At 73.6% G+C, this 18,010-nt stretch carries 15 protein-coding genes and 2 pseudogenes; 7 read left to right on the top strand and 10 right to left on the bottom strand.

The features are described from left to right. Window positions 1-49: 49 nt before the first annotated feature. From ACIQE0_RS03405 to ACIQE0_RS03415, 3 genes are all read right to left on the bottom strand, one after another. On the bottom strand, window positions 50-862 hold the full coding sequence (locus ACIQE0_RS03405) for an enoyl-CoA hydratase/isomerase family protein (RefSeq protein ID WP_402328752.1): 813 nt from the start codon (window positions 860-862) through the stop codon (window positions 50-52). 101 nt (window positions 863-963) lie between these two features. Beyond that, window positions 964-2,253 (bottom strand): adenylate/guanylate cyclase domain-containing protein, encoded by a 1,290-nt coding sequence (locus ACIQE0_RS03410; RefSeq protein WP_402328754.1) that lies wholly within the window; start codon window positions 2,251-2,253, stop codon window positions 964-966. Between the two features lie 166 nt (window positions 2,254-2,419). Beyond that, window positions 2,420-3,301 (bottom strand): biotin--[acetyl-CoA-carboxylase] ligase, encoded by an 882-nt coding sequence (locus tag ACIQE0_RS03415; RefSeq protein ID WP_402328756.1) that lies wholly within the window; start codon window positions 3,299-3,301, stop codon window positions 2,420-2,422. 132 nt (window positions 3,302-3,433) lie between these two features. Between ACIQE0_RS03415 and ACIQE0_RS03420 the strand changes: the two genes are divergently transcribed. The 5 genes from ACIQE0_RS03420 (at window position 3,434) to ACIQE0_RS03440 (ending at window position 7,920) form a co-directional block, all read left to right on the top strand. After that, on the top strand, window positions 3,434-5,023 hold the full coding sequence (locus tag ACIQE0_RS03420; protein ID WP_366331188.1) for an acyl-CoA carboxylase subunit beta: 1,590 nt from the start codon (window positions 3,434-3,436) through the stop codon (window positions 5,021-5,023). 26 nt (window positions 5,024-5,049) lie between these two features. Continuing rightward, window positions 5,050-5,268 carry an acyl-CoA carboxylase epsilon subunit gene (locus ACIQE0_RS03425; protein ID WP_366331273.1) on the top strand — a complete coding sequence of 73 codons (219 nt, stop codon included), beginning with the start codon at window positions 5,050-5,052 and terminating at the stop codon, window positions 5,266-5,268. A gap of 137 nt (window positions 5,269-5,405) precedes the next feature. After that, on the top strand, window positions 5,406-5,534 hold the full coding sequence (gene mmpB, locus ACIQE0_RS03430) for a morphogenic membrane protein MmpB (RefSeq protein WP_366331187.1): 129 nt from the start codon (window positions 5,406-5,408) through the stop codon (window positions 5,532-5,534). A gap of 182 nt (window positions 5,535-5,716) precedes the next feature. Continuing rightward, window positions 5,717-7,204 carry a penicillin-binding protein 2 gene (locus ACIQE0_RS03435; RefSeq protein WP_366331186.1) on the top strand — a complete coding sequence of 496 codons (1,488 nt, stop codon included), beginning with the start codon at window positions 5,717-5,719 and terminating at the stop codon, window positions 7,202-7,204. Window positions 7,205-7,308: 104 nt separating this feature from the next. After that, window positions 7,309-7,920 carry a nucleoside triphosphate pyrophosphatase gene (locus tag ACIQE0_RS03440; RefSeq protein ID WP_366331185.1) on the top strand — a complete coding sequence of 204 codons (612 nt, stop codon included), beginning with the start codon at window positions 7,309-7,311 and terminating at the stop codon, window positions 7,918-7,920. A 28-nt stretch (window positions 7,921-7,948) separates the two neighbouring features. On the opposite strand, the gene ACIQE0_RS03445 is transcribed toward ACIQE0_RS03440, so the two are convergent. From ACIQE0_RS03445 to ACIQE0_RS03465, 5 genes and pseudogenes are all read right to left on the bottom strand, one after another. Next, window positions 7,949-9,667: a PQQ-binding-like beta-propeller repeat protein gene (locus ACIQE0_RS03445; RefSeq protein WP_402329228.1), complete on the bottom strand. Its 1,719-nt coding sequence runs from the start codon at window positions 9,665-9,667 to the stop codon at window positions 7,949-7,951. Next, window positions 9,647-9,796 (bottom strand): annotated as a pseudogene (locus ACIQE0_RS03450) (hypothetical protein); the annotation flags it as partial. The pseudogene ACIQE0_RS03450 and the gene ACIQE0_RS03445, both read right to left, overlap by 21 nt. After that, window positions 9,757-10,389: pseudogene (locus ACIQE0_RS03455) on the bottom strand (serine/threonine-protein kinase); the annotation flags it as partial. The pseudogenes ACIQE0_RS03455 and ACIQE0_RS03450, both read right to left, overlap by 40 nt. Before the next feature lie 5 nt (window positions 10,390-10,394). Further along, on the bottom strand, window positions 10,395-11,426 hold the full coding sequence (locus ACIQE0_RS03460) for a serine/threonine protein kinase (protein ID WP_366331182.1): 1,032 nt from the start codon (window positions 11,424-11,426) through the stop codon (window positions 10,395-10,397). Between the two features lie 204 nt (window positions 11,427-11,630). Beyond that, window positions 11,631-12,053, bottom strand: coding sequence for a hypothetical protein (locus ACIQE0_RS03465; RefSeq protein ID WP_402328760.1), 423 nt, complete (start codon window positions 12,051-12,053; stop codon window positions 11,631-11,633). A 470-nt stretch (window positions 12,054-12,523) separates the two neighbouring features. On the opposite strand from ACIQE0_RS03465, the gene ACIQE0_RS03470 reads away from it, so the two are divergent. Continuing rightward, the gene (locus ACIQE0_RS03470; RefSeq protein ID WP_366331180.1) at window positions 12,524-14,293 is read left to right on the top strand and encodes a biotin carboxylase N-terminal domain-containing protein; all 1,770 of its coding nucleotides are present in this window, start codon (window positions 12,524-12,526) and stop codon (window positions 14,291-14,293) included. Window positions 14,294-14,382: 89 nt separating this feature from the next. Here the strand turns inward: ACIQE0_RS03470 and ACIQE0_RS03475 are convergent, their stop codons facing one another. Further along, window positions 14,383-15,567: an alpha/beta hydrolase gene (locus tag ACIQE0_RS03475; protein WP_402328762.1), complete on the bottom strand. Its 1,185-nt coding sequence runs from the start codon at window positions 15,565-15,567 to the stop codon at window positions 14,383-14,385. Between the two features lie 407 nt (window positions 15,568-15,974). On the opposite strand from ACIQE0_RS03475, the gene ACIQE0_RS03480 reads away from it, so the two are divergent. Beyond that, window positions 15,975-16,619 carry a helix-turn-helix domain-containing protein gene (locus ACIQE0_RS03480; protein ID WP_366331178.1) on the top strand — a complete coding sequence of 215 codons (645 nt, stop codon included), beginning with the start codon at window positions 15,975-15,977 and terminating at the stop codon, window positions 16,617-16,619. 101 nt (window positions 16,620-16,720) lie between these two features. Here ACIQE0_RS03480 and ACIQE0_RS03485 read toward each other — a convergent pair whose 3' ends face one another. Next, window positions 16,721-17,695, bottom strand: coding sequence for a DeoR/GlpR family DNA-binding transcription regulator (locus ACIQE0_RS03485; protein WP_366331177.1), 975 nt, complete (start codon window positions 17,693-17,695; stop codon window positions 16,721-16,723). Window positions 17,696-18,010 lie beyond the last annotated feature (315 nt).

Consider the following 18,010-nt stretch of genomic DNA (forward strand, 5'->3'; position numbering starts at 1 on the left):
TCGCCCCTTCCGGCCGGCCGACGACCACCGGAAGGAGCGGATCGCGGGGTCACTCCCCCGGCCAGTCCGGGTCCCGCTTCTCGTTGAACGCGGCGACGCCCTCGGCCCGGTCCCCCGAGAACGCCACGCTCCGCCAGGCACCGTCCTCCAGATCCAGCCCGGCCCGCAGGTCCAGTCCCTGCCCCAGCCGCATGGCGCGCTTGGCGGCGCGCAGCCCGACCGGCGAGTTGCGGGCGATCGCGGTGGCCAGCTCCAGCGCCTCCGCCCGGTCCTGCCCGTCCGCCACCACCCGGTCCACCAGACCGAGCTCACCGGCCTCGGCCGCCGGCACCCGGCGCGCGGTGAAGACCAGCTCGGCCGCCTTCGCCGCCCCCACCCGGCGCGGCAGCAACTGCGTCCCGCCGCCCCCGGGGATGACCCCCACCGACACCTCCGGCAGCCCCACCACCGCGGTCCCGTCCGCGACGATCAGATCGCAGGCCAGCGCCAGTTCGTAGCCGCCGCCGAGCGCGAAGCCGTGGACCGCGGCGAGGGTCGGCACCGGCAGCTCCAGCACCCCGGTGTACGCGGCCCGGGTCCGCGGCCGCTGCCTCATCAGGTCGGCGTCGGTGAAGGAGTTCCGCTCCTTGAGGTCGGCGCCCACGCAGAACGCCCGCTCATGGGTGGAGCTGAGCACCACCGCCCGCACGGAACGGTCCGCGGCCAGCGCGGCACACGCCTCCGCCAGCGCGTCGGCCATCGCCGTCGACACCGCGTTCATCGCCTTCGGCCGGTCCATGACCAGCTCCGCCACGAAGCCGTGGCGCTCGACGCCGACCCATCCGTCCGCACCGAACCGCTGCATACCGCTCTTGTCGCTCATACCGCCCGCCCGATTCCCGGTTAACGCTCGTTGACTCGACCGTTGAGGATCATGTCAGCTCGCGGCGGTTTGCGGCAGGGGCCGGCCCGGGCGGGCGCTCCTCACCCGCGCCGGGTCAGCATCCACGGCTCGACGACGCCCAGCCCGCGCACCGGCCGCTGCCACATCGGCTGCAACGCGAAGCGGTACGGGGGCGGCGGGCTGCCGGTGCCCTCCTGGGCCGCCTTCTCCGCGGCCGCGGCGTCCGCCTCGGAGACCGGCGCCTCGCCGGTACGCCCCAGCTCCTCCGCGAACGCCTGGTCCACCAGCACGGCGTCCTTGGGCGCTATCGAGGTCAGCCGGCTGGCCAGATTGACGGTCGTCCCGAAGACATCGCCCATCCGGGTCGTGACGGTGCCGAAGGCGATGCCCACCCGCAGCTCGGGCATCGTCTCGTCGTGGCCCATGGTCTCGATGAGCCGCAGTCCGATCTCGGCGGCCACCCCGGCGTCGTCCGCCGCGAACAGCACCTCGTCGCCGAGCGTCTTGATGAGCCGCCCGCCGTGCGCGGCGACCAGGTCGGCGGCCGTGGTCTCGAACGCCTCGACCAGCTCGCCCAGTTCCTCCTCCTCCAGCCGCCGGGTCAGCCGGGTGAACCCGACCAGGTCGGCGAACCCGACCGCCAGCCGCCGGTCCACCATCTCCGCGTCGTCCTGCGCCTGGACCACCCGCCCGGTGGCCGCGGCCAGCTGCCGCCGCCACACGTAGACGAGGAACTCCTCCAGCTCCGGGAGGAGCAGTTCGACCAGCGGATAGGTGATCTCCGTACGGGTCAGGCCGGAGTCCTGGGGCTCGGTCAGCCCCTCCAGGAAGGAGTCGATCTGCCAGTCGGCGAGCCGGGCCGTGGTCTGCCCCGTGGACCGCGCGACCTGCACGGCCATCGCCTCGCTCAGCAGCCCCGACTCGACCAGACCGGCGAGCCGGCGCAGGGCCAGCACATCGGCCTCGGTCAGGGCCTTGACCTGGCCGATGTCCGCGAACCCCATGGCCCGCCAGAAGCGTGCCGCCAGGTCCATGGAGACGCCGGCGCTGCGGGCCGCCTGGAACGGCGTGTAGCGGCGTTCGGCACCGAGGATGAGCTGTTCGAGCTTGACGGCGAGGGTGTTCTCGCCGTTGCCCTCACCGTTGTCGTCGCCGGCCGTCTCCGGGCCGTCGCCGCTGTCCGTCACTGCGCCGTCGCCGTTCTCTGTCACTGCGCCGTCGCCGCTTGCGGGATCACCCGCGGGGGCCTCACCCACCGCGTCGCCCTCGGCGTCCGCCCCGCGCGAGGTGGCCCCCGCGTCGTCCGGGGTCACCGGCCGCTCCCTGTCCGATCCCTGCGCACTGCCCTTCCGATCTCGCTGCTCGCCCATGATCCACTCCCTGGCGGACCGCCTCAACGATACGGCAGGTGTGCTCCACCTCACGTGGTCACCGGCGTCGGCCCGCCTCCCGCGCCGGGGTGGCGGTGGCGTTTGCGCCCCGCCCGACCCTGGCGGAACACACGCACCGCCGCACCCCGGCGGGCGGCGGCGGAAGCTACGCGTAGCCCCCGGCCGCCGGGCGCAGATGGACGATGTCGCCCGCGTCGACGGGGTGTTGGACGCCGTCGGGGGTGGCCAGGACGAGGCGGCCGTCGGCGTCGAGCGCGACGGCCTCGCCCACAAGGGAGCGGTCGCCCGGCAGCTCCGCCCGCACCTGCCGCCCCAGCGTCGCGCAGCCCGCCGCGTACGCCTCCTGGAGGCGGCAGGCGGCCGGGTCGCCGTCGACCGCCTGCCACTCGCCGTACCAGTGCTCCAGGGAGCGCAGGACGGCGCGGAGCAGCGGGTCGCGGTCGAGGTTGCGGGCGCCGGCCAGGGCGAGCGAGGCGGCGGTGGGGACGGGGAGTTCGTCGGCGGTGAGGGAGACGTTGAGGCCGATGCCGAGGACGACGCCGTCGGCGGCGCGTTCGGCGAGGATGCCGCCGGCCTTGCGCTCGACGCCGTCCACGGTGACCAGGACGTCGTTGGGCCACTTCAGGGCGGTGTCGACGCCGGCGGAGCGGGAGAGGGCGGCGGCGGTGGCCACGCCGGCGAGGAGCGGGAGCCAGCCCCAGCGGGCGAGCGGGACGGTGGGGGTGAGGTAGACGGAGACGAAGAGGCCCGAGCGGGGCGGCGCGGACCAGCGGCGGTCCAGGCGGCCGCGGGCGGCGGACTGCTCCTCGGCGACGAGCACCGCGCCCTCGCTCAGTTCGCCGGCCGCGGCCCGGGCCACGAGGTCGCTGTTGGTGGACCCGGTGACGGGGACGACGTCCAGTGCGGACCAGAGCGTGCCGGGTCGCAGGAGCGCCCGGCGCAGTGCGCCGGCGTTCAGCGGCGGGCGGCTCAGATCGCTCCAGCGACCGGCGTCTTTGTCCCGGTTTTCCGGTGGTTGAGGCGTCATGGCCCCAGCCTAGGTGTGGTCAACGACGCAGTGCCGCAGAGCAGTCCCGCCGATACGCTACGAAGCGGTAGCCACACCCGTACCTCCCTTTCGTACGAGTGCCAGTCCAGGACGAGCAGGAGCCGCATCCCGATGTCCGAACCGGAAGCAAACATCCACACCACCGCGGGCAAATTGGCGGATTTGCAGCGGCGGGTCGAGGAAGCCACCCATGCCGGCTCCGCCCGCGCGGTGGAAAAGCAGCATGCCAAGGGGAAGTTGACGGCGCGTGAGCGCATCGATCTCCTGCTGGATGAAGGCTCGTTCGTCGAGCTGGACGAATTCGCTCGGCACCGGTCGACGAATTTCGGGATCGAGAAGAACCGGCCGTACGGCGACGGTGTCGTCACCGGGTACGGGACCGTCGACGGGCGGCCGGTGTGCGTGTATTCGCAGGACTTCACGATCTTCGGCGGCTCGCTCGGCGAGGTCTACGGCGAGAAGATCGTCAAGGTGATGGACTTCGCGCTGAAGAACGGCTGCCCGGTCATCGGGATCAATGACGGCGGCGGCGCCCGAATTCAGGAGGGGGTGGCCGCCCTCGGACTGTTCGCGGAGATTTTCCGGCGCAATGTGCATGCGTCGGGTGTGGTGCCGCAGATTTCCCTGATCGTGGGTCCGTGCGCGGGCGGCGCGGTGTATTCGCCGGCCATAACGGATTTCACGGTGATGGTCGACCAGACCTCGCACATGTTCATCACCGGGCCGGACGTCATCAAGACCGTCACCGGTGAGGACGTCGGGTTCGAGGAGCTGGGCGGCGCCCGCACGCACAACACCACCTCGGGTGTGGCGCACCACATGGCGGGCGACGAGAAGGACGCCATCGAGTATGTGAAGGGCCTGCTGTCGTACCTGCCGTCCAACAACCTCTCGGACGCCCCGGCGTTCCCGGAGGACGCGGACCTGGCGGTCTCGGACACCGACCGCGAGCTGGACACGCTGATCCCGGACTCGGCGAACCAGCCCTACGACATGCACACCGCGATCGAGCACGTGCTGGACGACGGCGAATTCCTGGAGACCCAGGCGCTGTTCGCACCGAACATCCTCACCGGCTTCGGGCGGGTCGAGGGCCACTCGGTCGGCGTGGTGGCCAACCAGCCGCTGCAGTTCGCCGGCTGCCTGGACATCAACGCGAGCGAGAAGGCCGCGCGGTTCGTGCGGACCTGCGACGCGTTCAACATCCCGGTGCTGACCTTCGTCGACGTGCCGGGCTTCCTGCCGGGGACGGACCAGGAGTACGACGGGATCATCCGGCGCGGCGCCAAGCTGATCTACGCCTACGCGGAGGCCACGGTCCCGCTGATCACCGTGATCACCCGCAAGGCGTTCGGCGGCGCGTACGACGTCATGGGGTCCAAGCACCTGGGTGCGGACCTGAACCTCGCGTGGCCGACCGCGCAGATCGCGGTGATGGGCGCGCAGGGCGCGGTGAACATCCTGCACCGCCGGACGCTGGCCGCGATCGAGGACCCGACGGCGCAGGAGTCGCGCCGCCAGGAGCTGATCCAGGAGTACGAGGACGCGCTGCTGAACCCGTACGTGGCGGCCGAGCGGGGCTACGTGGACGCGGTGATCATGCCGTCCGAGACCCGGCGGCACATCGTCCGCGGGCTGCGCACGCTGCGCAACAAGCGGGAGGCGCTGCCGCCGAAGAAGCACGGCAACATCCCGCTGTAGTCCCCGCCTGAGGAGGTCGGTTGACGATGATCAAGGTCGTGCGGGGCAATCCCACCCCGGAGGAGTTGGCCGCCGCGCTGGCGGTGGTGAAGGCCCGGGCGGCGGCGGTGGCCGCCGGCGGTGGTGCGCCGGAGGCCGGCACCCGGGGCAGCGAGTGGTCGGATCCGGCGGCGACGGTGCCGGCCCGCTCGCGGCTGCCGCATCCGGGGCCGCGGGCCTGGCGGACGAGTTACTGGCCGCGGTGACGCCAGTGCCCGGTGTTGCCGCTGGTGACACTGCGACACCAGTTCAGTGCACGGTGCACTGACTAGTCCTTCGCGGGGGCGGCGCCTGAGTACGCGTACTCAGGCGCCGTCGTCGTTCGGGGCGGAGGATCGCGTTCATGCTGTGGTCCGATCCGCCCGATGAACCGCCCGAGGAGCTGCGCGAGGTACAGGCGAAGCTCCGTCGGATGGGCATCGTGCTGGCCACGGCGATCATGGTGGGGACGCTGGTCGTCGTGATCAAGTGACGCCCCTCCGGGGGCGCGCGGTTCCCGCGGTCTCACTGCGGGCCGAATCCCACCCGCCTCATGGATCTCGCCATTCTCCGCAACCGCAGCAGCCTCAAACGCATCTTCCTCTCTTGACAGTGCAATTCGGGCACCCGGCCACGCAGTGACGGGCCGGCCGCCCACCGGGCGGAGGGGAGATCATGAACAGGCCGCTCAGACACATAGCCGTCTTCTGCGGGGTGCTGGTGCTCGCCCTGCTGGTCCGGGTGACCTGGGTGCAGTTCGTGCAGGCCGACCAACTCGCCAACGACGACAACAACCGCCGGGTGAAGATCGAGGCGTACTCGTACCCGCTCGGCAACATCGTCGTGGAAGGCAAGCCGATCACCGGGTCCGCCCAGACCAGCGGCGACTTCAGGTACAAGCGGACCTACACCGACGGCGCGATGTACGCCCCGGTCACCGGCTACGCCCGGCAGGCCGCGGGCGAGACCATGCTGGAGGGCGTCTACAAGAAGGTCCTCAACGGCAAGGACGACCGGCTCTTCCTGAACCGGGCGCGGGGGATGCTCACGGGCGAGAAGCCGCGCGGCGGCGATGTGCTGACCACCATCAGCGAGAAGGCGCAGCGCGCCGCGTACAAGGGGCTGACGGATCTGCACGCCACCGGCGCGGTGGTCGCCCTCGACCCGCGGTCCGGCAAGATCCTGGCGCTGGCCAGCACGCCGTCCTACGACCCCTCGACCTTCGCGGGGCTGACCGGCCCGGAGGGGGAGAAGTACCTCGCCCTCGACCGCGACAAGGCCAAGCCGATGAACAACCGGGCGCTGCGCGAGATCTACCCGCCCGGCTCCACCTTCAAGGTGCTCACCGCCGCCGCGGCCCTGGAGCACGGCACCGTCAGCGACATCAACGCCTCCTCCGGCGCCCCGGCGCCGTACACCCTGCCGCAGACGCGTACGCAGGTCGGCAACGACGTGGCGGGCGCGCCCTGCGACAAGGCGTCGCTGAAGACCGGTATGCAGTGGTCCTGCAACAACGTCTTCCTGGACGCCGCGCACAAGCTGGGCACGGACAAGATGCGCCAGACCGCGGAGAAGTTCGGGTTCAACGCCGAGCAGTTCGTTCCGGTGCGGTCCGCGGTGAGCGGCTACCCGAGCAAGCTGGACCAGCCGCAGACCGCGCTGACCGGTATGGGCCAGGGCAGCGTCACCAGCACCCCGCTCCAGATGGCGATGGTCGCGGCCGGTATCGCCAACAACGGCAAGGTGATGAAGCCGTACCTGGTCGAGGAGTTGCGCGGTCCCGACCTGTCGACGATCGAGAAGTTCGAGCCGACGCCGCTCCACCCCGACGACCCGCAGGCGGTCTCCAAGGACACCGCGCTGAAGGTGCAGGAGATGATGGAGTACACCGTCTCGGACGGCACCGCGTCGAAGGCGAAGATCGACGGAGTGCCGGTCGGCGGCAAGACCGGTACGGCGCAGCACGGCGCGAACGTGAACGACGAGCGGCCGTACGCGTGGTTCGTCTCGTACGCCAAGCTGCCCGACGGCAGCTCCCCGGTGGCGGTGGCGGTCTTCGTCGACCCCAAGGACATGGACATGCCGCGTTCGGAGATCGCCGGCGGGAAGCTGGGCGGGCCGATCGCGAAGTCGGTCATGGAGGCCGTGCTCGACAAGGGCTGAGCGGCGCCGCGAAGATCGCGGCGGTCCGGGGGAGAAGGGCTGGTCGGCCGCCCTCCCCCGGACCCCGGCCCACCGGGGGCCGCGCGCTCCGTACGATGGCGGGCATGACCGAAGCTCCCCGCCCCCGCCGTCTCGTCCTCGCCTCCCAGTCCCCGGCCCGTCTCGGTCTGCTCCGGCAGGCCGGACTGGCGCCGGAGGTCGTGGTGAGCGGGGTGGACGAGGACGCGCTCACCGCCGCCACCCCCGAGGAGCTGGCCCGGGTGCTGGCCGAGGCGAAGGCCGCCGCGGTCGCCGCCCGCCCGGAGGCCGCCGGCGCCCTGGTCGTCGGCTGCGACTCGGTGCTGGAGCTGGACGGGCGGGCGCTGGGCAAGCCGGCGGACGCCGAGGACGCCACCGCCCGGTGGAAGTCCATGCGCGGCCGGTCCGGCATCCTGCGCACCGGCCACTGCGTGATCGACACCGCCTCCGGCCGGCAGGTCTCGGCCACCGCGTCCACCACGGTCCGCTTCGGCGAGCCCGGTGACGCCGAGATCGCCGCCTACGTGGCCAGCGGTGAACCCCTGTACGTGGCGGGCGCGTTCACCCTCGACGGCCGCTCGGCGCCGTTCATCGACGGGATCGACGGCGACCCGGGCAACGTCATCGGCCTGTCGCTGCCGCTCTTCCGCCGCCTGCTGGCCGACCTGGGCATCACGATCACCGATCTGTGGGCCTGAGCGGCGCGGGGGCGGCGGCCCCCCGCGGTCAGAACACCGGGAGCGCGTGGAGCGACCGGTCGTTCAGGGCGAAGACGCGGTTGCCGTCGGCCACCAGCCACTGGCGCTCGGCCTTGGGCAGCTCGTACGTCCAGACCATCCGGCCGTCCGCCGCGTCCATCGCGTTGACCTCGCAGAAGCCCTCGCGCTCGATCGTCCACAGGCCCTGTCCCTGGAGGACGACGGGGGTGTCGAGGTTGGAGGCGCCGCGGAGCTGGAAGCCCTTGCTGCCGTCCTTGGGGCTCCATCTGTCGGGGAGCGTGGACCTGCTGTGCAGGTATGCCTGGCAGGTGGCGTAGAGGGCGTCGGCGGTGGGGGTCACCGGGCTCCACTTCGTACCGGGCTCGTTCATCAGGCTGCGCCGCTTGACCGTCCACAGTTCCTTGCCGTCGGTGATCCTGCGGGCGGTCATCGAAAGGCCGTTGAGGTAGACGGTGCTGCCGTAGCAGGTGGGGCGGACGAAGTCGTCGGACTGGTGGCGCAGGTCCCAGACCCGGCGGCCGTCGGCGGTGTCGACGGCGAGGACGTCGCCGTCGGTGGTGCCGACGACCAGGCGGCCGTGGGCGACGACACCGGGCGGGTTGACCGCGGTGCGGAACGGGGCGTCGAGCGGCGCGGTCCAGCGGATCCTCGCGTCGAAGCGGCCGACGGCGCGCAGCCGGTGGTCCTGGGTCAGGACGTAGACGCACGTGTCGTCGGCGCCCAGCAGGGCGGCCGCCCCGGCGTCGGCGGTCCACCGGGGCTCGCCGGTGGAGGGGACGAAGGTGCGCAGCGTCCCCTTGGTGTCCACGGCCGCGATCAGGCGGTCCGAGAGGGAGAGGTAGCGGCCGGTCGCCTTGAGGTCGCGGACCGCCCAACGGCGTTTGCCGTCCACCACGTTGTGGGCGGCGATCCCGCCGCCGACCGCGCCGAAGACGATGACGTCCCGGACCGGCAGCGGCCCGGGTGAGTCGTCGGCGACGGCCTTGCCCGGCCCCCACAGCGCCGTCGGCGATCCGCCGACGACGAAGTCGCCGTCGTCCGCGTTCAGCACGTGTGCCATGGGGGTCTCGGCGGCCGGCGGGAAGGCGAACAGGTCGGCCTTCTTCACCGGAGGGCGCAGGCGCGGCCACCACAGGGCGGCCGCGCCCCCGCCGGCGGCGAGCACCGCCCCGCCGGCCGCGAAGCCGAGCAGCATCCGGCGCCGCGACACCGGGGTGCCGGGCCCCGGGTCCGCGGTGAGGGTGGTCAGCTCGCTGATGGCGCGCTCCCGCTCCGTGATCTCCTGGGCGACCGGGCCGCGGCGCCAGGCCCGGTCGGCGTTCCGGGACGGGGCGAAGGCGGCGGCGACCTCCGGTGGGGTGGGGCGGGCGGCGGGGTCCTTGGCCAGCAGCGGTCCGATGAGCGGGGTCAGCGGTGCGGGCACCCCGCTGACGTCGGGTGCGTCGTGGACCACGCGGTACTGGACGGCGGGGATGTGCTCGCCGTCGAAGGCCCGCCGGCCGCTGGCCGCGTAGACCAGGACGGCGCCCAGCGAGAAGAGGTCGGCGGACGGGGCGACCCGGCGGCCCAGGACCTGCTCGGGGGCGCCGTAGCCGGGGGTGACCGGGATCTGGCCGGTGGTGGTGAGGGTCAGCCCGTGTTCGGGGCGGGCGATGCCGAAGTCGATGATGCGCGGGCCGGACGAGGTCAGGACGATGTTCGGCGGTTTGAGGTCGCGGTGGATCAGGCCGGCGGCGAGGGTGCGGGCGAGGGACGCGGCCAGGGCCCGCACCGCCGCCTCGTCGAACGGACCGTGTGCCTCGACGGCCTGGTCGAGCCACGGCCGGTGGCGGCGAAGACCAGCACCCCGGCGAGCGCGAAGACGTCGCCGGCGGGGGCGTGCTCCTGACCGGACGCCTGCTCCGGCGACATGAAGGCCGGGGTGCCGGCGGCGGAGCCGGTGCGGGTCGGCCGCGGGTCGCCGAGAGCGCGGGCGATGCCGAAGTCGATGACCTTCGGGCCGTGCGCGGTGAGCATGACGTTGGACGGTTTGAGGTCGCGGTGGACGACGTCGGCGCCGTGCAGGTGCCCCAGCGCCCCGCACAGCGCCGCGCCGAGGGCGCGCACCGCGGCCTCGGGCAGCGGCCCGGACCGCTCCACCGCCTCGTCGAGCGGCGGCCCGAGGACGTACTCGGTGGCCAGCCAGGGGGTGTCGGCGGCGGGGTCGGCGTCCACGACCCGGGCGCCGTGGCGTCCGCCGAGGGTCCGCGCGGCGTCCACCTCCAGGCGGAAGCGGGTGCGGAAGGCGGCGTCCCGGGCGATCCGGGCGTGCATCGTCTTGACCGCCACGGTGCGGCCCCCCGGCGAACGGGCCAGGTAGACGGTGCCCATACCGCCGCTGCCCAGCCGGGCGAGCAGGCGGTACGGGCCGAAGCCGGGCGGATCGTCGTGGGTGAGCGGAAGGGGCACGGGGTTCAGTCCTGGCGGCGGGTGGGGGCGAGGGCGAGCGTGGCGCCGGCCGGCGCGGGGGTGGGCGGCACGGCGGGCGCGGGCGGGGCCGGGCGGGCCGGGGCGGACGGGCGGTGCGCGGCGGGGATGTCGGCCGCCAGCAGCGCCGCCGACTGGCGGGCCAGCGCGGCGATCACCCGGCCGGGCAGCCAGCCGGGGCCGAGCGCGGCGGCGGCCCGGCCGGCCGGCGCGGCGGCGCCGTCGGACGGCCGCGCCGGACCGTCCTGCGCGGCGGGGACGAGCGCGTCGAGGAGTTCGGCGGGCCGCGGCCGGGCGGCCGGGTCCCGCGCCAGGCAGGCGGCGACCAACGCCCGCAGCCCGGCGGGCAGTTCCTCCCGTTCGGGCACGGTGTGGCCGGTGGCCGCGTACGCCAGTGTGGCGCCGAGCGCGTGGACATCGCCGGCCGGCAGCGTGGGGCCGCCCGCGGCCTGCTCCGGCGGCAGGCTGCCGGACTCCAGGCCGGGCAGCCCGGAGCGCGGGGTGCCGTCCGCGGCGGCGGCCCGGACGGCGCCGAAGCAGCCGAGCCGGGGCCCGTCGGCGGCCAGCAGCACCGCGGCCGGGCAGACCCCGCCGTGGCTGAGGCCCTGCCCGTGGCCGATGATCAGGGTCTCCGCGACGGCGGCGCCCAGGGCGCGGACGGTGCGCTCGGGCAGCGGGCCGCCGTGCACGGCGAGGGCGGCGGGCAGCGGCAGCACCGGCAGGTAGGGGCGGGCGTGCCAGGGCGTCCCGCCCGCTCCGGCGACCTCGGTGGCCGGCGACGCCCACGGCCCGAGCAGATAGCGGGAGGTCTCCGCCTCGGCGCGGAAGCGGTCGGGGTCCGCACCGGGCAGCGCCGCGCCGAGCAGCACCGTCCGGTCGCCGTCCGCGCTGCGCGCCAGATAGCGGCGCTCCGGTACGGGCACGGGGGACGCCGGATCGTCGAGCCGGCTCAGCACGAGATAGGGGCCGATCGGGTCGAACCGCTCCGGTTCGCCCATACCCCTGCCCTGCGGCCCCATGGGCCCCTCCCCCGTGTCTTCTCCTGTTGGCCACCGTCCCGCGGCCCGGCCCCGTGGGGCGGGCGCGCGACGAACGGCCCGAAGAGCCTACAAGGGCGATCCGGGCGGCCGCGGGGGAGGTGCCGCACGCCCAACAGGGGCCACCGCACCGGGAGTTCGGGCGCGGCGGGCGGTCAGGCGGGGGCGCCGCCCGCGGCGAAGTCCTCAAGCCGGGGCGGGGCCGGGCTCGCCGTAGCCGACCAGGGTCGCCACGAGCAGCGCCAGCACCACCATCGCGGCGGCGAACGCCGGCCAGCCGACCATCCCGACGGCGAGCGCCCCGAGGACGCCGTGCACCACGGCGCAGCAGATCAGCGCGATCCGCGGGAGGAGGGCCGGCGCCCGGTCCCGCACGGCGCCGTACAGCAGCACCGCGGCGCAGAAGAGGAGGAAGAGGGCGAAGAGCGCACCCCCGGTCCAGGCGCCCGCGGACATGGTGCCCGGATGCAGGCCGGCCAGGGACATCTGCTGCCGGGCGACCACGATGCTCAGGATCCAGTTCAGCAGCAGGATGCCGGCCGCCTCCAGGATCAGGACCACCGCCGCCACCAGGGCCGCCGGTCTGCGCACCGCCACCACCGCACCCACCCCACTTCTTCCGCCGTCACGCGCCGCCGTCACGAGCCGTTACCGGGAGTACGGAAAACGGCGCATCGCGCACGCTACAGGGGGGCACCCCCCGCTCGTGAAGAGCTTGGGGGCGGGCAACGGCTGCGGCAAGGGGTCTGCGGCAGCGCGCGCACCCCCTCTTCGGCATACCCCCGCCCGCCGCGCCCACCCGAAAACTTTCACTCCCCCATTCGTAGGGACTCCACAAAGAATTGACGGTTCGCCGGACGTCCGCGGTTCGAGACCTAGGCCACATCGCGCCGCGAGCCAGAGCCGCCCGATCCGGGCCTACCCTGGGATTCCAACGGACTCAAGGCCCCTCACCCCCGCCGCGCGCACGCTCCGTGTGGGCAAGCTCACCCCGGAGAACGGGTCGGCACGCGGTGTCGCCAGTCCCTAAACTCGCTGCGTTCAGTGTGTTGCGGCGTAGCGCCCAGGAAGGACCCATCGTGCGCAAGGTGCTCATCGCCAACCGTGGCGAAATCGCTGTCCGCGTTGCCCGTGCATGCCGGGACGCCGGGATCGGGAGCGTGGCGGTCTACGCCGACCCCGACCGGGACGCTCTGCACGTCCGTGCCGCGGACGAGGCCTACGCCCTGGGCGGTGACACCCCTGCCACCAGCTACCTGGACATCGCCAAGGTCCTCCAGGCGGCCGCCGACTCCGGCGCGGACGCCATCCACCCCGGCTACGGCTTCCTCTCCGAGAACGCCGAGTTCGCCCAGGCCGTGCTCGACGCCGGCCTGACCTGGATCGGCCCGCCGCCGCACGCCATCCGCGACCTCGGTGACAAGGTCGCCGCCCGGCACATCGCGCAGCGCGCCGGCGCCCCGCTGGTCGCCGGCACCCCGGACCCGGTCTCCGGCGCCGACGAGGTCGTCGCCTTCGCCAAGGAGCACGGCCTGCCGATCGCCATCAAGGCGGCGTTCGGCGGCGGCGGCCGCGGCCTGAAGGTCGCCCGCACCCTCGAAGAGGTCCCCGAGCTCTACGACTCCGCGGTCCGCGAGGCGGTCGCCGCCTTCGGCCGCGGCGAGTGCTTCGTCGAGCGCTACCTCGACCGCCCCCGGCACGTCGAGACCCAGTGCCTGGCCGACAAGCACGGCAACGTGGTCGTCGTCTCCACCCGTGACTGCTCGCTCCAGCGCCGCCACCAGAAGCTCGTCGAGGAGGCCCCCGCGCCGTTCCTGAGCGAGGCGCAGAACGCGGAGCTGTACCGCGCCTCCAAGGCCATCCTCAAGGAGGCCGGCTACGAGGGCGCCGGCACCTGCGAGTTCCTCGTCGGCCAGGACGGCACCATCTCCTTCCTGGAGGTCAACACCCGCCTCCAGGTGGAGCACCCGGTCACCGAGGAGGTCACCGGCCTGGACCTGGTCCGCGAGATGTTCCGGATCGCCGACGGCGAGGAGCTCGGCTACGACGACCCGGCGGTGCGCGGCCACTCCTTCGAGTTCCGCATCAACGGCGAGGACCCGGGCCGCAACTTCCTCCCCGCGCCCGGCACGGTCACCCGGTTCGACGCGCCGTCGGGCCCCGGCGTCCGCCTGGACGCCGGTGTCGAGGCCGGCTCGGTCATCGGCCCGGCCTGGGACTCCCTGCTGGCCAAGCTGATCGTCACCGGCGCCACCCGCGAGCAGGCGCTCCAGCGCGCCGCCCGCGCGCTGAACGAGTTCCAGGTCGAGGGCATGGCCACCGCCATCCCGTTCCACCGCACGGTGGTGACGGACCCGGCGTTCGCCCCCGAACTCACCGGCTCCACCGAGCCGTTCACGATCCACACCCGCTGGATCGAGACCGGGTTCGTCAACGAGATCAAGCCGTTCGCCGCGCCCGGTGGCGAGGAGGCCGAGGCGGACACCCGCGAGACGGTCGTCGTCGAGGTCGGCGGCAAGCGCCTGGAGGTCTCGCTGCCCTCCTCGCTGGGCATGCCGCTGGCCCGCGCCGCGGTCGCCGGTGGCGCCAAGCCCAAGCGCAAGGCCGCCAAGAAGACCGGCAGCGCGGCCTCCGGTGACACCCTGGCCTCCCCGATGCAGGGCACCATCGTCAAGGTCGCCGTCGAGGAGGGCCAGCAGGTCGCCGAGGGCGAACTGGTCGTCGTCCTGGAGGCGATGAAGATGGAGCAGCCCATCAACGCGCACCGCTCGGGCACCGTCAAGGGCCTGGCCGCCGAGGTGGGCGCGGCCCTCACCTCCGGCGCGGTGATCTGCGAGATCAAGGACTGACGCGGCTCTCCGGACCGCAGGGGGCGGGCTCCTGGTACCTCTCGGTACCGGGAGCCCGCCCCATTTCCGTGCGCGCGGTGCTGCGGGGGCTACGGCTTCCCCGCGTCCTCCTCCGGGAACACCAGCGTCCGGCTCATCCACTGGAGCGCGGCGGGCAGTTCGCGCCGCCAGGTGGCGAAGTTGTGGCTGCCGTGGTCGAGCACGATCGCGTCCGCCTTCATGGGCGGGCGGACCGCGGCCAGGAACGCCTGCGCCGCCGGGTAGTTCTTCTCGCCGGTGCGGCTGGTGCCGATCAGGACGTTGACGTCGGGGGCGGGCAGGTGCGCCAGGCGCCACATCAGGTCGTGCTGCTCGCGGCGGGTGCCGCGGTCCTTGTCGTCGCCGAAGAGGTTGCCGGTGGTGGGGTCGCCCGCGACCTTGTAGTCGGGTGAGAGGGCGGCCGCCGCGGTGTAGGTGCCCGGGTGGCGCATGGTGAGCTGGAGGGCGCAGCTGCCGCCGGAGGAGTAGCCGAGCACGCCCCAGGCGCCCGGGTCGCGGCCCACCCGGTAGCGCGACCTCAGGGCCTCGGGGACGTCCTGGGCGAAGAACGTCTCGGCCTGCGGGCCGCCGGGGACGTCGACGCACTGGGTGTCCCGCGGCGGCGCGATGGTGGGCCGCAGCATCACGATGACGGTCGGCTGGAGGGAGCCGTCACGGATCAGCTTCCCGGCGGTCTCCGGCAGCCGCAGGTGCTGGCCGAGCAGGAAGATCCCGCCCGGGTAGCCGCTGAGCGCGACGACGACCGGGAACCGCTGGCGGGCGTACTGCTTCTGGAAGTACTGCGGCGGCAGATAGACGTAGGCCGGGTCCACCACCTTCGTCCGCTTGCCGACGATCCGCACGGTCTCGACCTTGCCGTTCTTCTCCGGCGGCCCCTTGGGCACGCCGTGCACCTTGTCCAGCCCCTCCGGGCCCGACGCCTGCACCAGCCCCTTCGACGGGTCGCCGGCCGGCCCCGCCCTGCCCTCGTCGCCCCACTTGCCGACCGCTTCGGGCGCCCCGTCGTACAGGCCGAGCAGCTCGTGCCAGGACGCGTAGAACTGGAAGTTGGTGTTCACCACCAGGCCGAGCACCGCCACGATCGCCACCTGGGTCCCGGCGATCACCCCGAGCCGCCCCAGCACCGCCCGCGATCCCCGCCCGGCGAACCGCGGCCAGAGCCAGACCGTGAGCCCCACACAGGCCACGGCGAGGGCGATCACGGCGTAGAGCAGGGGCCGGCTGGTCAGTCCCATCAGTAGTTTCCCCAGACTTCCTGGACGGCCTGCGGACGTCCCCGCAAGGCCTCTGTGCGCCTGGTTTGATGACCTGTGAAAGGGCGGCGTTGCGGCCTTTCCGAGGTGTTCGCCGGCCCGATGCACGCGGTACGCCGGGGCGTCATCGGCCGGCCGCCGCCCGTCCACCGGAGCCCGGCGCCCGCGCCCCGCCCCGGCCACCGGCGGTGCGATGGCATGCTGGACGCATCCGGGCCGGGCGGCTCCGCCCGCTCGGGGTCCGCGTACGGTGCGCTCTCCCCGCGCCCCGCGCGGTACGGCGAGAATGCCTGCGGGGGGAGTTCCCCGCACGGGCCGGGGTGGGCCGGCCGGCAGGTCGGAGCAGGACGACCGGACCGGGGACCGGCCGGATCGAGGAAGGACGGCGGATGGCGACCGAGACGGCAGGGCAGCGGCGGGCGGCGGGGGCCGCGCCCGAGGAGACGCCCGCGGTACGCCCCATGCGGGCCGATGCACGCCGGAACTACGAACGGCTGCTGGCCGAGGCCCGGACGGCGTTCACCGAGCACGGCACGGACACCTCGCTGGAGGACATCGCGCGCCGGGCCGGCGTCGGCATCGGCACCCTCTACCGGCACTTCCCCAACCGCACCGCCCTGATGGGCGCGGTCTTCCAGGGCGAGGTGGACGCGCTGCGCGCCTACGCCCGGGAGCTGGCCGACGCCCCGCAGCCGTGTGCCGCGCTGGTCGACTGGCTGCGCACGCTGATCACCCACGCCAGCACCTACCGGGGCCTGTCGCGGGCCCTGATGACGGCGTCGGCGGACGAGAGTTCGGGGATGGCGCGGTGCAGCGTGCCGCTGGGCGAGGCCGGGGCCGCGCTGCTGTCCCGCGCCCAACGGGCCGGGGCGGTGCGCCGGGACGTCGTCATCGGCGACCTGATGCAGCTCACCAACGGCATCGCGCTGGCCGCCGAGGAGTCCCCCGACGACCCGGAACTGGCCGACCGGCTGCTGACCCTGACCCTGCGCGGCCTGAAGGCGGACGCGACGGACCAGGCGGACGCCCCTTAGGGCCCGGACAGGCCCTGGGCAGGGCCCGTCCGGTCAGCCGCAGGAGCCCCGGGGCGGGCGGCGCCGGACCGGCTCCGCCCGGCGCCCGCGCTCCCGTCGGCTCAGCGGCGCCGGGGCGCCAGGTCGGCCACCCGGCCGTCCGCCAGCGGGCCCGCCGGGCGCAACTGCGGCGCACCGGCCGCACCGCCCGGGTGGCTGCGCCGCTGGCCCGGCAGCGGCACGTCCCGCCGCGGGCCCCGGCGCTCCGGCGGCGTGGCGTCCATACCGGGCTGGGCCGGTCCCTGGCCGGGCAGCGCGCCGCTGGCGACCGAGATCTGGACGCCCTGGTCGGCCAGCGCCTGGAGCTCGGTGGCGGCCCGGTCGTCGTGGGCCGGCGGTTCGTCGGTCACCAGCCGGGTGATGACGTCCGTCGGCACGGTCTGGAACATGGTGTCGGAGCCGAGCTTGGTGTGGTCGGCGAGCACCACCACCTCCCCCGCCGCCTGCACCAGCGCCCGATCGACGCTGGCGGAGAGCATGTTGGAGGTGGACAGCCCGCGCTCGGCGGTCAGACCGCTGCCCGACAGGAAGGCACGGGAGACCCTCAGTCCCTGGAGCGACTGCTCGGCACCACTGCCGACCAGCGCGTAGTTGGAACCGCGCAGGGTCCCGCCGGTCATCACCACCTCGACGCGGTTGGCATGGGCCAACGCCTGGGCGACCAGCAGGGAGTTGGTGACGACGGTCAGGCCGGGCACCCTGGCGAGCCGGCGGGCCAGCTCCTGGGTGGTGGTCCCGGCGCCGACCACGATGGCCTCGCCCTCCTCGACGAAACCGGCCGCGAGATCGGCGATGGCCGTCTTCTCCGCGGTCGCGAGGTGGGACTTCTGCGGGAAGCCGGACTCCCGGGTGAAGCCTCCCGGCAGGACCGCTCCGCCGTGCCGGCGGTCGAGCAGTCCCTCTGCCTCCAGCGCCCGCACGTCGCGCCGTACGGTCACTTCGGAGGTCTGGACGACACGGGCGAGCTCACGGAGCGAAACCGCCCCGTTGGCGCGCACCATTTCTAGGATCAATTGGCGACGTTCTGCAGCGAACACGAAACTGACAGTAACGCCAACGACCGTCTGTTTTCAGCAGGTTGCACCAATTAACGGAAGTTGTTCACACGGCATCGCATGACGTGGTATGCGGCATGCACATGCCCCGATCCTCGTCACCGTGCGTGTTCAAATCCGCGCGCTGCCTGGTCAGTTGTCCTCTTCGGCGACCGACCTCAGGCCCATGGAACGAGGCGCCCGATCCCACCCGTGCAGGACCGTTTCACCCCAAGTGCCCACCATGGGCACAAACATTCCATGGGTCCGCTTACGTCACCTGGCCCGCACGGCGCCCGGTGTGCGCCGGCGGGCGCC

Source organism: Streptomyces sp. NPDC093097, from assembly GCF_044754325.1.
In the GTDB taxonomy this organism is placed as follows: Bacteria; Actinomycetota; Actinomycetes; order Streptomycetales; family Streptomycetaceae; genus Streptomyces.

Bases quoted from the DNA above. Each gene is read 5' to 3' on its own strand.
- ACIQE0_RS03405 (WP_402328752.1), bottom strand. From the start codon at position 862: ATGAGCGACAAGAGCGGTATGCAGCGGTTCGGTGCGGACGGATGGGTC.
- ACIQE0_RS03410 (WP_402328754.1), bottom strand. From the start codon at position 2,253: ATGGGCGAGCAGCGAGATCGGAAGGGCAGTGCGCAGGGATCGGACAGG.
- ACIQE0_RS03415 (WP_402328756.1), bottom strand. From the start codon at position 3,301: ATGACGCCTCAACCACCGGAAAACCGGGACAAAGACGCCGGTCGCTGG.
- ACIQE0_RS03420 (WP_366331188.1), top strand. From the start codon at position 3,434: ATGTCCGAACCGGAAGCAAACATCCACACCACCGCGGGCAAATTGGCG.
- ACIQE0_RS03425 (WP_366331273.1), top strand. From the start codon at position 5,050: ATGATCAAGGTCGTGCGGGGCAATCCCACCCCGGAGGAGTTGGCCGCC.
- mmpB (WP_366331187.1), top strand. From the start codon at position 5,406: ATGCTGTGGTCCGATCCGCCCGATGAACCGCCCGAGGAGCTGCGCGAG.
- ACIQE0_RS03435 (WP_366331186.1), top strand. From the start codon at position 5,717: ATGAACAGGCCGCTCAGACACATAGCCGTCTTCTGCGGGGTGCTGGTG.
- ACIQE0_RS03440 (WP_366331185.1), top strand. From the start codon at position 7,309: ATGACCGAAGCTCCCCGCCCCCGCCGTCTCGTCCTCGCCTCCCAGTCC.
- ACIQE0_RS03460 (WP_366331182.1), bottom strand. From the start codon at position 11,426: ATGGGGCCGCAGGGCAGGGGTATGGGCGAACCGGAGCGGTTCGACCCG.
- ACIQE0_RS03475 (WP_402328762.1), bottom strand. From the start codon at position 15,567: ATGGGACTGACCAGCCGGCCCCTGCTCTACGCCGTGATCGCCCTCGCC.
- ACIQE0_RS03480 (WP_366331178.1), top strand. From the start codon at position 15,975: ATGGCGACCGAGACGGCAGGGCAGCGGCGGGCGGCGGGGGCCGCGCCC.